Annotated in this window: 13 protein-coding genes; 2 read left to right on the top strand and 11 right to left on the bottom strand. The window is 34.9% G+C overall.

Annotation, left to right across the window (positions count from 1 at the left end; all coding sequences use genetic code 11):
• Nucleotides 1-88: 88 nt before the first annotated feature.
• The 6 genes from H3S74_RS10225 to H3S74_RS10200 all read right to left on the bottom strand — a co-directional run bounded on the left by H3S74_RS10225 (nucleotide 89) and on the right by H3S74_RS10200 (nucleotide 6402).
• Entirely contained in the window at nucleotides 89-304 is a 216-nt protein-coding gene (locus H3S74_RS10225; RefSeq protein WP_110448470.1) for a DUF4177 domain-containing protein, read from the bottom strand.
• Between the two features lie 235 nt (nucleotides 305-539).
• Entirely contained in the window at nucleotides 540-944 is a 405-nt protein-coding gene (gene mutT / locus H3S74_RS10220; RefSeq protein WP_065613906.1) for an 8-oxo-dGTP diphosphatase MutT, read from the bottom strand.
• Between the two features lie 117 nt (nucleotides 945-1061).
• The gene (secA, locus tag H3S74_RS10215; RefSeq protein ID WP_198247821.1) at nucleotides 1062-3791 is read right to left on the bottom strand and encodes a preprotein translocase subunit SecA; all 2730 of its coding nucleotides are present in this window, start codon (nucleotides 3789-3791) and stop codon (nucleotides 1062-1064) included.
• Nucleotides 3792-3878: 87 nt separating this feature from the next.
• Entirely contained in the window at nucleotides 3879-4223 is a 345-nt protein-coding gene (locus H3S74_RS10210) for a hypothetical protein (protein WP_198201323.1), read from the bottom strand.
• 135 nt (nucleotides 4224-4358) lie between these two features.
• A complete protein-coding gene (locus H3S74_RS10205; RefSeq protein WP_198247820.1) occupies nucleotides 4359-5903 on the bottom strand; it encodes a multicopper oxidase family protein in 1545 nt (514 codons plus the stop codon).
• 130 nt (nucleotides 5904-6033) lie between these two features.
• Nucleotides 6034-6402, bottom strand: coding sequence for a hypothetical protein (locus tag H3S74_RS10200; RefSeq protein WP_110448466.1), 369 nt, complete (start codon nucleotides 6400-6402; stop codon nucleotides 6034-6036).
• 254 nt (nucleotides 6403-6656) lie between these two features.
• Here H3S74_RS10200 and H3S74_RS10195 point away from each other — a divergent pair, with 254 nt between their 5' ends.
• Nucleotides 6657-7721: an MJ1255/VC2487 family glycosyltransferase gene (locus H3S74_RS10195; RefSeq protein WP_198247819.1), complete on the top strand. Its 1065-nt coding sequence runs from the start codon at nucleotides 6657-6659 to the stop codon at nucleotides 7719-7721.
• Nucleotides 7722-7731: 10 nt separating this feature from the next.
• On the top strand, nucleotides 7732-8232 hold the full coding sequence (gene folA, locus H3S74_RS10190) for a type 3 dihydrofolate reductase (RefSeq protein WP_232354889.1): 501 nt from the start codon (nucleotides 7732-7734) through the stop codon (nucleotides 8230-8232).
• A 45-nt stretch (nucleotides 8233-8277) separates the two neighbouring features.
• On the opposite strand, the gene relA is transcribed toward folA, so the two are convergent.
• From relA to galE, 5 genes are all read right to left on the bottom strand, one after another.
• Nucleotides 8278-10536 (bottom strand): GTP diphosphokinase, encoded by a 2259-nt coding sequence (relA, locus tag H3S74_RS10185; protein WP_198247818.1) that lies wholly within the window; start codon nucleotides 10534-10536, stop codon nucleotides 8278-8280.
• A gap of 5 nt (nucleotides 10537-10541) precedes the next feature.
• Complete coding sequence (gene rlmD / locus H3S74_RS10180) at nucleotides 10542-11873, bottom strand: 23S rRNA (uracil(1939)-C(5))-methyltransferase RlmD (RefSeq protein WP_198247817.1); 1332 nt, start codon at nucleotides 11871-11873, stop codon at nucleotides 10542-10544.
• A 15-nt stretch (nucleotides 11874-11888) separates the two neighbouring features.
• Complete coding sequence (coaD, locus tag H3S74_RS10175) at nucleotides 11889-12377, bottom strand: pantetheine-phosphate adenylyltransferase (protein WP_110448461.1); 489 nt, start codon at nucleotides 12375-12377, stop codon at nucleotides 11889-11891.
• Nucleotides 12378-12574: 197 nt separating this feature from the next.
• Complete coding sequence (galT, locus tag H3S74_RS10170; RefSeq protein ID WP_198247816.1) at nucleotides 12575-13624, bottom strand: galactose-1-phosphate uridylyltransferase; 1050 nt, start codon at nucleotides 13622-13624, stop codon at nucleotides 12575-12577.
• 45 nt (nucleotides 13625-13669) lie between these two features.
• Nucleotides 13670-14686 (bottom strand): UDP-glucose 4-epimerase GalE, encoded by a 1017-nt coding sequence (galE, locus tag H3S74_RS10165; RefSeq protein ID WP_198247815.1) that lies wholly within the window; start codon nucleotides 14684-14686, stop codon nucleotides 13670-13672.
• Nucleotides 14687-14719: the final 33 nt, after the last annotated feature.

The following is a 14719-nucleotide window of genomic DNA, read 5'->3' as shown; positions in this document are numbered from 1 at the left end:
GAGATAATCACCTTTTTAATAGGAACCAATATAATTAATTTACATTGATTCCTAATAGTAAAATAGAAAAGATTTTATTCTATTTTAATTAGCTACGATCTCGTTCCATTACAACTAAGTAAGCTTCTCGTCGCCAGAATAAAAATAAACGGCGCATATCTTTTTGCATTGTTATAACGCGCCAACCTTGTTGTGCATTATCATTTAAAAAAGCACCAAATTTTTCAGGATTTGAATTAGCTGCGCCTAAGAGCATTGAAGACAAAGCGCCTTCTTGATAAATTACTACTTTATATTCTTTCATTGTTTCTATACCTTCTTAAAATAAACACGATAATCTCTAATAATTGTCAAAATTAAGAGAAAATCGTGTTAATAATACGCATATTGGCGATTTTATTCTAGTGGCAATAAAGCGAGAGGTTAAATTTTAAACAGCATGGGTGAGGGATAGTAGATAACATCACAACAAAATTTTTAGAAAAGCTTTAGTTAAGAATAGCTGATAAGCCAAATTCTTAACTAATATTAGTGATAAATTAAATTTGCTTATCTAAATTTTTAAGCATTTCAATAATTAGTCTATTAGCATCAGGAAATTCATCTGCATTCAGATCTTCTTGATCAATCCAACGGCTTGGTTGTCCTTCTTTCGCAAAAGGTACGCCATCCCATTCTTCTACTAAGTAGGCATGAATGGTGATATCGCGATCTTCATAACTGTGTTCAAAGGTTTTTAAAAATTGAGCCTGATGAATGTGAATGTCGACTTCTTCGGCTATTTCACGTTCTAATGTTTGATAAGGTGTTTCACCAGTTTCGATTTTTCCGCCAGGGAACTCCCAAAAACCAGCAAGATGAGAATCTTCACCGCGTTGGGTGATAAAAATTTGACAATCTTGTGAACGAATTATACCTACAGCAATTTCAGTATGTTTTTTCATGATCCTGTCTGTTTATGATTAAAGTTAGGGAAAGCCAATGCTTTCCCTTTTGATTTTTAAGTAACAAAATTCGTTGATTTAAACATCAATATTGTTTAATCATACTAAATTTTTGGCTTAATTAACAGCTCCATGGCAATGTTTATATTTTTTGCCTGATCCACATGGACAAGGATCATTACGTCCTACTTTTGCTTGCGTGCGGACAATCGGTTGTGGTGAATTTGATGATTGCCCATCATTCTCACCATCAATAGCCGTCATTGAATCATGGTTAGCTTGTTGTTTTGCCATCAATCTTTCGATTTCAGCTTGACGTTGGCGTTCAGCTTCATCAACTTCTTCTTGTGAACGAATTTGCACGCGGCTTAAAATACCAATTACATCATATTTTAATGATTCTAACATATTGGCAAACATATTGAATGATTCACGTTTGTATTCTTGTTTAGGATCTTTTTGTGCATATCCTCGTAAATGAATGCCTTGACGTAAATAATCCATAGCGGCTAAATGCTCTTTCCATAATGTATCAAGCGTTTGTAACATAACGCTTTTTTCGAATTGTCTAAAGGCATCAGCACCAGCTGCATTTTCTTTTTCAAGATATTTATCTTGAGCAAGTTGTAAGATACGTTCACGTAAATTTTCTTCATGAAGATTTTGCTCTTCATCAAGCCATTTAGCGATAGGTAAATCTAAATCAAAATCATTTTTTAAGGCGGCTTCTAATCCAGCAACATCCCACATTTCTTCAATCGATTGTGGTGGAATATATTGATCAATAACCGTTGTAAATACATCCCCACGTATTGAATCAATTGTCTCTTTGATATCTACGTTATCTAATAAATCATTACGTTGGCTATAAATAGCTTTACGTTGATCATTGGCGACATCATCATATTCGAGTAATTGTTTACGAATATCAAAATTGCGACTTTCAACTTTTTTCTGAGCATTAGCGATAGCTTTAGTAATCCATGGGTGTTCAATTGCTTCACCTTCTTTCATACCAAATTTACGCATCATATTACCGACACGATCTGATGCGAAAATACGCATTAATGGATCTTCTAATGATAGATAAAAGCGAGAAGCACCAGGATCCCCCTGACGACCAGCACGACCACGTAATTGATTATCAATTCGACGTGATTCATGACGTTCAGTACCAAGAATATATAATCCACCAAGTGCAATCACTTCTTCATGTTTAGCTTGCCATGCTTGTTTCGCTTTTTCGATATCTGCTTCAGTTGGATTTTCTAATTTTGCAACTTCACTTTGCCAGTTACCACCAAGCATAATATCTGTACCACGACCAGCCATATTAGTTGCGATTGTCACGGCTCCTTTACTACCTGCATCAGCGATAATTTCGGCTTCTTGCGCATGGAATTTGGCGTTAAGAACATTATGTTTGATACCTGCTTTTTTAAAGGCATGTGAGACAAGCTCTGATTTTTCGATAGATGCAGTACCGACTAATACCGGTTGTCCTCGTTTAACACAAGCTTGTACATCAGCCACGATAGCATCAATTTTTTCTTTTTCAGTCATATAGACAAGATCAGGCTGATCTTTTCTTACCATCGGTCGGTTGGTTGGAATAACAATGGTATCCAAACCATAAATTTGGTTAAATTCGAAAGCTTCGGTATCAGCAGTACCTGTCATACCGGCTAATTTTTCATAGAGACGGAAATAGTTTTGGAAAGTAATAGAGGCTAATGTTTGATTCTCATTTTGAATTTTAACATGTTCTTTAGCTTCCACTGCTTGGTGTAAACCGTCAGACCAACGACGACCATCCATCGTACGGCCTGTATGTTCATCAACAATAACGATTTCATTGTCTCTAACAATATAATCAACGTCACGATGGAATAAGTGATGAGCACGAAGTGCAGCATTAACATGGTGCATTAGTACAATATTACTAGGTGCATAAAGGGATTCATCACCTTTCATAATGCCTTGTTTTATTAGTAGTTCTTCAACCTTAATTAAACCTCGTTCGGTTAAGTTAACTTGACGTGATTTTTCATCAATCGAAAAGTCACCATCGCCTTGGAACTGATCCGAATCTTCTTTTTCCTGACGGGTTAAGTGTGGAATGATTTTATCGATACTAACATATCTATCTGAGCTGTCTTCTGCTTGACCAGAAATAATTAGTGGTGTTCTTGCTTCATCAATTAAAATTGAATCGACCTCATCCACTAAAGCATAATGAAGTGGGCGTTGCACTCTGGCCTCTTTACTAAAGACCATATTGTCACGCAAATAGTCAAACCCATATTCGTTGTTAGTACCATAAGTGATATCAGCATTGTAAGCATCACGTTTTAAATGCGGTGGCATATTAGGTAAGTTAATGCCCACTGTTAAGCCTAAAAATTCAAATAAAGGACGATTATTTTCAGCATCACGTTGCGCTAAATAATCATTAACGGTGACAACATGTACCCCTTTACCGGTTAACGCATTTAAATAAGCAGGCAACGTTGCGGTTAATGTTTTACCTTCACCGGTACGCATTTCAGCTATGCAACGTTCATTTAGAACCATACCGCCAATTAATTGCACATCAAAATGACGCATACCAAATACACGCTTACTTGCTTCACGGACTACGGCAAAAGCTTCTTCTAATATATCGTCTAATTTTGTACCGTCGGCAATTTTTTGTTTAAATTCGTTAGTTTTTGCCTTAAGTTCTTCATCGCTTAATGCTTCCATTGCTGGCTCAAGGGCATTGATCGTTTCAACACGCTTACGCATAGATTTTAATACGCGTTCATTACGGCTACCGAATACTTTAGTTAATAATTTTAATAACATAAATTTTCTCTTATTGTTTTTTATAATGGGAGATATAAGGATTAAACCTTATTAAATAAATTAATTAATTTGATTATGTAAAATCTATTAGGCGGTAGCGTTTGGACCGGCTCTTATTCCATTATAGGGAGATAATCGAATAACAGTATTTGGATTAACTTCGTCATAATTTCGCGCGATAATTTGCTTATTGTAATGCTGCTTTGGTGACAAAGATAAGATTTGCGAGGTTTTTTTAGTTGGAATTTGCTGATCTTGAACTATTTCAGTAATCGCAATAATACCAACTTGACTTGTAAATGATTGAACTGGTAACGCATTTTGTTGGTAAAAACCGAACCCAGTAGCAATTACACCTAATAATAAGTGCGATAATGCAGTTTTAATAATAAGGCGTTTACTTATATGTTGCCAGTAATTAATCGTAGTCATAACCGCAGTATCTTAGCATTTTTTGCCAAAATGAAAAACTATTATTATTGATTAATAAACTGTCTGAATATTCGAATTTTTATGATAATAGTAATTAAAAATACCCACCATTTTTTATAGTGGGTATATAGTTATCTAATCCTTAACCATTAATTGTCCCATCATACCGAGTGTTTCATGTTCAACAATATGGCAATGGTACATGCGCAATCCTGGCATATTTTGTTGAATTTTTATGGTGATTTTTTCGTGAGGACGTAAATTGATGGTATCTTTTAATGCTACATATTCTGGTGGATATTTTTTACCATCAAATTCATGCGATACAACCGTGAATTGTGTACCATGAATATGGAAATTATGATCCATATGTGAATTATTAAATATTGTCCATTCTTCAACATCATGGATTTTACTTTCTAGATCAATTCGTTTCATATCATGGCGTTTGCCATTAATTAAAAACAGCATGCCACCTCTTAGTTCGCTCTTGTCCATGACCTCTGTATATTCAAGTGTTTTATGCGCTTTTGCTTCACCAATTTTAGGTAGAGTTCGTAATGGCGAAGGTAAAACAATTGAATTCGCTTGTTGTAGCTCTAATTCAGCAAGTATTATATCTTGTTCTGGTGGTACATTTCCCATCTTACCGCGATCATAACCAATTGATTGTAAGTAAACCGTACCGGTTTGTTTGGGTAAAATTACCAATTCTGCGCGTTCGGCAGGTGATAATAATAGTGGCTTTTCAAGGGAAATTGGTTCAGGCATCAATCCACCATCACTACCCACTAAAAAGACATCACAACCTGGAATTGAAAGATTAAGATAACGTCCAGAACAGGCATTCCAAACTCGAACACGTGTTGCAGTATTAACTTTCATTTTTGGACGATAACCACCATTAATTAATACAAATTGTCCTTCTCGACCATTCATCCAATCAGTCATTGAGTTATCGGCAATTTCTCCTTTGTCTGTCAGTTTTAGATCTGAGAAAAACCAATTTAGTTCTGGTAAAGATTCTAAAGGGTCTTTTTTGCTACGAACAATAAATACCCCCGCTAATCCTCTCGCTATTTGTTCGGCAACGGTGTTGTGACCATGAGGATGATACCAATAGGTACCAGCACTGCCTTCGGGGATGGTAAATTCGTAAATACGTTCACTGCCAGCCGGTATTTCATCTTGTGGATTGCCATCTTGATTTGATGGCACAAGTAAACCATGCCAGTGCACCGTTGTTGATTGTGACAGTCTATTTTTTACTGTCAATTTGACTTTATCACCTTCATAAACTTCAATAAGTGGCCCAGGTATTGAATCATTGTAAGCCCAAAATTCTGTAGTGATATCAGGCGTTAATGCAATTTTTACTGGTTTGGCTTCAATAGTAGCTTCAAATATACCTGATTGATGACTACTATTTTTTAACAGTTGGAATTTGGGTAAATCATGACCTTTTGGTAATACTGAAGTAGATAATAGTTTTTGTGGTTGTTTGTTGTTCATATTCATATTCATATGATCGTGCATGTTGTCCCCCTTATCACAATTATCAGATTTAACATCACAAACCATGTCAGACATTGATGAATGATCTAATTTGGCAATGGCTTTTGTTGCAATTAAACCACCAACGGCAGCAGTAATATTCATTATAAAATTTCGGCGTTTCATAGTATTCCTATAATCATTTATTTAGTTAAATAATAACCAGCAGTTTGCTTTCCAAACTCGTCTAGTCGTTTAGCAAGCTAATGTGTTATTGATTTCCAGTATTTATTACTAATATTTAACAGAGCGTAAATTAGCTAATTTTTGGTGGTTTTAACTCAGGAATAAATTCTTTATATTCAGGAATAAAATTTGTTGGTAGATATTGTTCACGGTAAATCGGATAATCAATATTAACGCTATAATTAGCAATAGCCATGCCACAAGCAAAACAATGATTAACTGATTCACTAATAAAAGGTTTTGTTGATTTAGAAGTCGACAAATCAATTACTGGAGAGTGATGATTTGCGTTCACCCTTAAAGATTGTAAGCTAGGTGAATGATGAACAGTACAAGGTTTGGAAATAATGAGTGGAACATGCCAAATAGAAGAAAAAAACAAAAAGATTGTTGATATAATTAAAATATTCACTCGCTTTTTGTTTATGGCTAATGACATTGTTTATCACGCAATTAATCTAACAAACCTTGTAGTTATTTTACTAGAGAAAACATTAAATTTATACCACTTTAACAGATGGAAGTTTTATTCAATTTCAATTGCTAATAATCACTAATTTTTCAATCTGTAACATCAAAATTAATTGGTCTATTAATGGTTACCTAGTACAAGATAATCATAAAAATATATAAGCCAAATATAATTGGTTCTGGTATCATATTCACATAAAAAACATTATGAATAATAACGATATGAAAATTCTTTTTGGAGTACAAGGAACAGGAAATGGCCATATCAGTCGTTGTCGAACATTAGCCAAAGCTTTAAAAAAGGTTGGAGCGGATGTTGACTATATTTTAAGTGGTCGTGATCCTAAAGATTATTTTGATATGCAAGCTTTTGGCAACTACCGAACGTTTGGTGGTCTTTCATTTGCTACGCTTAATGGCAAAATCAATTTTCGCAAAACCATCCAAAGAATTAGGGCTTTTAGATTAATTAAAGACGTTCGTGATTTAGATTTATCTGCATATGACTGTATTATTAGTGATTTTGAACCAGTTAGTGCTTGGGCTGCACATCATCAGAATCGCGAATGTTTAGGTATCAGTAATCAGTCTGTTTGCCAATATCTCAAGCCTAAAGAATATGGCACGATAGCAAATGTGATTATGAAATACTATGCTCCTGTTACACAACCTATTGGTTTACATTGGTTCCATTTTGGTCATAAACTGATTCCGCCAATGATTGATTCATTTCCTACACCACCAACTGAAGATGGTAAAATTATCGTTTATTTGCCTTTTGAAGATTTAACGGAAATAACCGAATTATTAAGCCAATTTCCGCAATATCAATTTAATTGTTTTCACCCTGAAATAAAACAATCTTCTGCACGCGGTAATATTTTATTACAACCGCTAAGTCGAGATAATTTTACTCAAGCTCTACTCAGTTGTTCTGGTATTATTTCAAATACTGGATTTGCTTTAATTTCAGAAGCGTTATCTTTGGGTAAAAAGATTTTAACTAAACCAGTCGCGGGTCAATTTGAACAAGTTTACAATGCCCAATGTTTGCAGTCTTTGGATATGGCAACCGTTATGGAACATTTAAATAGTATGAAGTTGAAATATTGGTTAGGTCTACCGTCACCTAAACCTACTATTTATCCTGATGTGGCGACTGAATTAGCGAATTGGATAGTTTCAGGTCAAAAAGAGACATTACTTTCTTTAAGCCAAAGACTGTGGTCGCAGACCAAATTTCCGAGTAATGTAAGTGAGCGCATCAAATCTTTAGGTTATGTATAAAGGAACTACAATGATATTAAGTATAATTGTTGCAATGGCGGATAATCGTGTAATTGGTATGAACAATCAAATGCCATGGCACATGCCTGCAGATTTAGCGTGGTTTAAAAAGAACACATTAAATAAACCTGTGATTATGGGGCGTAAAACGTTTGAATCTATTGGTAGACCATTGCCTAATCGCCACAATATTGTCATCAGTCGACAGGCTGAAAGTAATACGTCAATTAATCCTAATGTTAGTTGGGTTAAATCGATTGATGAGGCAATATCAATGATTAATCAGCAACAAGTAGAAGAAGCCTTTATTATAGGCGGTGGTAATATTTATCAACAGGTATTACCTTTAGTTAATCGACTTTATTTAACTCATATTGATGCCAAACTGACTGGCGATACTTATTTTCCTGATTATTTGCAAACATCATGGCAACAAATTTATTTAGAAAATCATAAAGCGGATGATAAAAATTGTTATGATTACCAATTTGAGATTTTACAGCGAAGTTAATCAATAGATAAGGTTGCCACTCACATACTAGTGGCAACCGAATTATTATCCTTGTAAGCGTTTTGCTTCCAGCACGTCAGAAAGTTGTTTTATTTTATTCATAACTCGTTCAAGAGAGTCCTGATCAAAAATTTGCATATCCATATCAATCGTTGCAATTTGTTGTTTCATATCTATGCGACTCGAAACTCCTAAGACGTTTACTTTCTCATTAGCTAAAATTGTTGTTATGTCACGCAATAATCCACTTCTATCACTAGCTATGATGCGAATGACCATGGTATAACTTGCGTTATGATTACCACTCCACACTGCACTGGTGATTCGTTCTGGTGCGTGATTTTTTAGCTCTTGCAGCTGTTCACAGTCTGAGCGATGGATTGAAATACCACGTCCTTGGGTAACAAAACCGACAATTGGATCACCGGGGATAGGGCGACAACAATTAGCAATGGTATAGAGTAAATTATCTACTCCTTCAATAATAATTTCACCACCTTTTATCGATGATGTTTTATTGGTATTTTTGGCTTGAGAGGTTGATTTTTGGGTGATCTGTTTAAGAACAGCTTCATCTTCCTCTTCAGCAGTTGGTTTATTAAATTGGGCATTAATAAAATTAACTAGTTGGTTAATTCTAACATCCCCACTACCTATCCCAGCTAATACTTCGTCAAACGAATGAGCGTTATATTTACTAATCAGAATCTTTTCGACACTTTTTAGACTAATATTTAACGGTTCTAATTCATTGTCTAAAATTTGTTGACCAGCAGCTATATTTTTATCTCGATCTTGTTTTTTAAACCAAGCTTGTATTTTTGCTCGTGCTCGGCTGCTATTTACAAATCCAGTATTTGGATTTAGCCAATCGCGACTTGGATTAGGTTGTTTTTGGGTAATAATTTCAACTTGATCACCCGTTTTTAATATATAGGTAAACGGTACTATGCGCCCCGCAACTTTAGCACCGATACAACGGTGACCAACATCACTATGAATATGATAAGCAAAATCTAATGGGGTTGAACCAGCAGGCAAGTCAACAACATCACCTTTTGGTGTAAATACATAAACGCGATCATCAAAAATTTGACTACGGACAGTTTCCTGAATTTCACCACTTTCTGACATCTCTTGTTGCCAAGTTAATAATTTACGTAGCCAAGAAATACGCTGATCGTAGGCAGTCATTTTATCTGTACTGCCTTCTTTGTATTTCCAATGTGCTGCTACACCTAATTCAGCATCATTGTGCATTTGTTCGGTACGTATTTGAATTTCAATAGTTTTATCATTTGGGCCATAAACCACAGTATGAATTGATTGATATCCATTGGGTTTTGGATTGGCGACATAATCATCAAATTCTTTTGCAATATGTTTATAATGGCTATGTACGATACCTAAGGCATTATAGCAGTCTTCGATTCGATCACAGATGATGCGTACCGCTCGAATATCATATAAATCTTCAAATTGTAGATGTTTACGTTCCATTTTTCGCCATATGCTATAGATATGTTTAGGGCGACCGTAAACTTCGGCACGAATATGATCTTTATTCATCATATCCTGTAAATTTTTAACAAATTGATTGATATATGATTCGCGATCTAGACGTTTCTCATGTAATTTATGGGCAATAAAACGATATTGGTCAGGATGTAAATAGCGGAAACAAAAATCTTCAAGCTCCCATTTTAATTGACCAATACCGAGTCGATTAGCTAAGGGAGCATAGATATTAAAGCACTCTTTAGCAGCTAGCACTTGATCTTCTTTTGGCGCATGCATCAAATTTCGTAAATAAGTAATACGCTCAGCTAGTTTAATGACTACACTACGGAAATCATTAACCATCGCAAGTAACATACGACGAATACTATCAATTTGTTCGTTTGTTGCATGACCATTACGGATAGCACGTAGTTGCCTAATGTCTTTCATTTTGACAACACTAGAAAGAATATGAATTATTTCTCGATCAAAATTTTCCGGTAGATCTTCACGGCAGATAATTTTAGTATCAAAGAAAGGTAGTAAAAGAGCGGTTGCTAAACTATTAATATCCATATTTAAGGTTGATAAAATTTCAACCATTTCAATGGCATTTTCGAAGCAATAGATTTGCTCTGGTTCACCAGCACTATGCTCAAAACAAAAATCCCAAATATCTTTAAATTTTTGATAAGATTCAATATTGGTTAATAACAGTTCTTGTTTTGCCCATCGTTCAACATCAAATTGTGCGAGCGTGTAATGTTCGTCATTTTGTTGATGGGCGCCTCTAATTGATACCATAATTATTATCCTGATTTAGTTAACATCAACATTGATTCAATGTGCTTAGTTTGTGGAAACATATCCAAAATAGCTACTTTTACAATGTTGTATCCTTCCTCAATAAATAGCTTGCAGTCCCTAGCCAATGTAGCAGGATTGCATGAAATATAAACTATTTTTGTCGGTGATATCTTAACAATTTCTGCTGTAGCATTATAAGCACCGGCTCTAGCTGGATCTAATAATACTTTGTCAAATTTTGACTGATTCCATATTGAAAATTGCTGTTTATCTTCTAAATTACAGGTGAAAAACTGAGTTTTAGCACCAATTTTATCTTTATTTAGTTTAGCATTGATCTTGGCTTTTTCAACCAGAGCATCTACACCTTCAATACCTGTGACTGATTGACTTTTTATTGCCATAGGTAATGAGAAATTACCCATACCACAAAATAGGTCGAGTATTTTATCATCTGAAGTTATATCTAACCATTCTAAGGCTTTATCAATCATCTTTTGATTAATTTGACTATTAACTTGTATAAAATCGAGTGGACTGAAAGTTAATTTTAGATGATTAATCAGATAATAATGTTCAGTGGTGCCACTGATATGAATCAGGTCATGACCATGAAAATAGAGTGAAATATTGTGAGTTTCAGCGAATTGTTTTAATAAAATGCTATCTTGCTCTGTGAGTGGCATGGTGTGTCTTAACACAAGGATAATGCCACTATCGACGGCAATTAATTCAATATGTCCAAGCGATTTTTTTTGTTTAATTTGTCTTAAACAAGACTGTAATGGCATTAATAATTTATCTAATTGTTCAACTAATACCGGACAGTGTTCTATATTTATAATTTGGTTTGATTCTGCCTGCCTAAAGCCGATTAATAATTCACCTTTAACTAAATTAATTGATAATCTAGCTCTCCTACGATAATGATATGGTTGGTCGGCAATGATATTAGGTGAATTGTCTTTATAGTCCAACTCCGCCCCAGCTTCTTTCTGTAAAAGTTTGATCAAGGCTTCATATTTAGCTTGTTGCTGTAAATTTGATGAAATATGTTGTAATTCACAGCCTCCACATTTTGTATAGTATTTACATTTTGGTGTGACCCGCTGTTGGCTATGATTGTGGTATTTTATAACTTTTGCTTTAGCATAATTTTTTTTATCATCAGTTAATTGGATATCAACTGTTTCATTAGGTAAAGCTGATTTTACAAAAATTGTTTTACCTTTATGATTTGCCACGCCTTGACCAAAGGCATCTAAATTAGTGATAGTAACTGTCAATTTTTGTGCAGTAAGCTTCTTTTTTGTAGGGGTGTAAAAATTAACCATATTAATAAATTGAAGTTATGTTAACCGTTTTAGTAACTCTGTTTTGACATGTAAAGGTACTAAATTAGAGATGTCTCCACCATGCAAAGCAACATCTTTAACAATGGTTGATGAAATAAATCCCATCGCAATCGATGGCATTAAAAAGATAGTATCTAAATCAGGGTTTAATGCTCGGTTCATTTCAGCTAATTGTCTTTCGTATTCAAAATCGTGAGTTGTTCTCACTCCTCTGACTATCACTGTCGCCGCATGTTTTTGGGCAAAATCAGCCATAAGATTGTCAAAGCCAATCACTTCCACATTCAATAAGTGTTCAACCGATGTTGAGGCTAAGTTTACTCGTTCTTCTAAAGTAAACAGCGTTTTTTTATTTGGATTTTGCGCTATAGCTACAATTAAACGGGGAAACAATTGCGATGCGCGGGTAATTAGGTCGATATGACCATTGGTGATTGGATCAAATGTTCCTGGGAAAATCGCTGTGAGCGCTTTGCTTTTCATTTATCTTAATATCCATTAGTGAATAGGGGAATATCATACCTAATTTTAACTTGGATTGTTAGGTTAACTATGTAAAATCTTCGATTTTTTATCCTTAAAAAATCCCTTTCCTCAATATTTTTTATAGTGATAAAAAATATTGAGGATAACGTAAATGTTAGCTGTTCTATGTCCAATTTTTAACTATAAAATATTCGTTATTCGTTAGATTTATTTTTATAGTGTACATCACTAAGATTGCGCAATCTTTCTGCAGCTTGTTCTGGCGTTAGATCTCGTTGCGCTTCTGCAAGCATCTCATAACCGACCATAAATTTTTTAATACTGGCTGAACGTAATAATGGGGGATAAAAATGAGCATGTACTTGCCAATAATCTGTATTATCATTACTAAATGGTGCACTATGCCACCCCATAGAATAAGGAAAAGAGCAATTAAACAAATTATCGTAGCGACAAGTTAATTTTTTTAAGGCTATAGCTAAATCTTTTTGTTCTGATTGAGTTAAATCAGTCAATCTAGGAATATGTTTTTTCGGTAACAATAGTGTTTCAAATGGCCAGACAGCCCAAAATGGAACTACAGCTAACCAATGTTCAGTTTCAACAACAATACGCTGTTGATTGATTAACTCTTTTTGTACATAATCAACTAACAAATTTCGCCCATACTTTTGAAAATAGTTACACATATTAAAATCTTCTCGAGCAATCTCATTCGGGATAAAACTATTTGCCCAAATTTGCCCGTGAGGATGCGGATTGGAACAGCCCATAGCTGCCCCTTTATTTTCAAAAATTTGTACCCATGGATAATTTTTCCCTAATTCTTGTTGTAAGGTGATCCAAGTTTTTATCACTTCTTCAATGGCAGATAAATTTAGTTCGGGTAACGTTTTACTATGGTCGGGAGAAAAACAGATAACTCGGCTTGTACCTTTGGCACTTTGCATTTGGAATAACGGGTCATGACTAATAGGGGAGTCAGGTGTATCTTGCATTAACGCGGCAAAATCATTAGTAAAGACAAAGGTTCCCGTATAATTAGGATTGATATCATCGGTTACACGTTTATTTCCCGGACATAAAAAACAATTTGCATCATAACAAGGTTTTTGTTCATCATTTATTGTCTCTTGTTGACCTTGCCAAGGGCGTTTTGCCCTATGTGGCGAAACTAATACCCATTGATCGGTTAATGGGTTATATCGACGGTGTGGATGGTCTACTGGGTTAAAAATATCCATTTATGTCTCTTATTGGTTATTTTCCTATTATTTGCCAAACATTAATTAATCAGGATAGCCTTGAGGATTGCTAGATTGCCAATTCCATGAATCTTTGACCATATCATCAAGGTTTAATTTAGTTTTCCAGCCCAATTGTTGTTCTGCTTTCTTTGTATCTGCCCAAAACGCAGCTAAATCACCAGCACGTCTTGGTGCAAAATGCCAATTAAGTGGTTTTCCTGAAGCTTTTTCAAAGGCTTTTATTACTTGTAGGACACTAAAACCAATTCCTGAACCTAAATTATAGATATGTACTCCAGCTTTATTTTGATCGGTTTTGAGTGCTGCAATATGACCATCAGCCAAATCGACGACATGAATAAAGTCACGAACACAGGTTCCATCCGCTGTGGGATAATCATCACCAAAAACAGATAAAGAGTCTCGTTTTCCAATCGCAACTTGGGTAATATATGGCATTAAATTATTAGGGATACCGAGTGGATCTTCCCCCATTAAACCACTAGGGTGAGCACCAACAGGATTAAAATAACGCAATAAGGTAAGAGACCAATCAGGTTCAGCAACCGCTAAATCCATTATACATTGTTCGACCATCAGCTTACTTTTACCATATGGGCTAGTCGGTAATCCTTGTGGTAATGTTTCGACATAAGGGACGGGAGCTAATTCACCATAAACGGTAGCTGATGAGCTAAACACTAATTGTTTAACTCCAGCCTCACGCATCGCTTTCATTAATACAATAGTGCCATAGACATTATTTTCATAGTATTCAAGAGGTTTATATACTGATTCGCCCACGGCTTTTAAGCCAGCGAAGTGAATAACGGCTTTAATGTCATGTTCATTAAAGATTTTTGTCAGTAACTTAGCATCACAAACATCGCCATGATAGAACTCAACTGATTGTCCAGTGATAGTTTTTATTCTTTCTAAAACCGAAGCTTTACTATTGAATAAATTATCAACCACAATCGGAGTATAACCAGAAAGAATTAATTGAACGCAAGTATGACTGCCAATATATCCACAACCACCAGTGACTAATATTTTCATCTTGATACCTTAATTTATGCTAATTACGTTTAT

It is taken from the genome of Gilliamella sp. W8126 (genome assembly GCF_016102185.1).
Lineage (GTDB): Bacteria > Pseudomonadota > Gammaproteobacteria > Enterobacterales > Orbaceae > Gilliamella > Gilliamella apis_A.
Note: the sequence above shows the minus strand (reverse complement) of the source record. Positions and strands in the feature narration are given on the sequence as shown.

Coding starts and splice junctions, on each gene's coding strand:
- H3S74_RS10225 (WP_110448470.1), bottom strand. CDS start 304: ATGAAAGAATATAAAGTAGTAATTTATCAAGAAGGCGCTTTGTCTTCA.
- mutT (WP_065613906.1), bottom strand. CDS start 944: ATGAAAAAACATACTGAAATTGCTGTAGGTATAATTCGTTCACAAGAT.
- secA (WP_198247821.1), bottom strand. CDS start 3,791: ATGTTATTAAAATTATTAACTAAAGTATTCGGTAGCCGTAATGAACGC.
- H3S74_RS10210 (WP_198201323.1), bottom strand. CDS start 4,223: ATGACTACGATTAATTACTGGCAACATATAAGTAAACGCCTTATTATT.
- H3S74_RS10205 (WP_198247820.1), bottom strand. CDS start 5,903: ATGAAACGCCGAAATTTTATAATGAATATTACTGCTGCCGTTGGTGGT.
- H3S74_RS10200 (WP_110448466.1), bottom strand. CDS start 6,402: ATGTCATTAGCCATAAACAAAAAGCGAGTGAATATTTTAATTATATCA.
- H3S74_RS10195 (WP_198247819.1), top strand. CDS start 6,657: ATGAAAATTCTTTTTGGAGTACAAGGAACAGGAAATGGCCATATCAGT.
- folA (WP_232354889.1), top strand. CDS start 7,732: ATGATATTAAGTATAATTGTTGCAATGGCGGATAATCGTGTAATTGGT.
- relA (WP_198247818.1), bottom strand. CDS start 10,536: ATGGTATCAATTAGAGGCGCCCATCAACAAAATGACGAACATTACACG.
- rlmD (WP_198247817.1), bottom strand. CDS start 11,873: ATGGTTAATTTTTACACCCCTACAAAAAAGAAGCTTACTGCACAAAAA.
- coaD (WP_110448461.1), bottom strand. CDS start 12,377: ATGAAAAGCAAAGCGCTCACAGCGATTTTCCCAGGAACATTTGATCCA.
- galT (WP_198247816.1), bottom strand. CDS start 13,624: ATGGATATTTTTAACCCAGTAGACCATCCACACCGTCGATATAACCCA.
- galE (WP_198247815.1), bottom strand. CDS start 14,686: ATGAAAATATTAGTCACTGGTGGTTGTGGATATATTGGCAGTCATACT.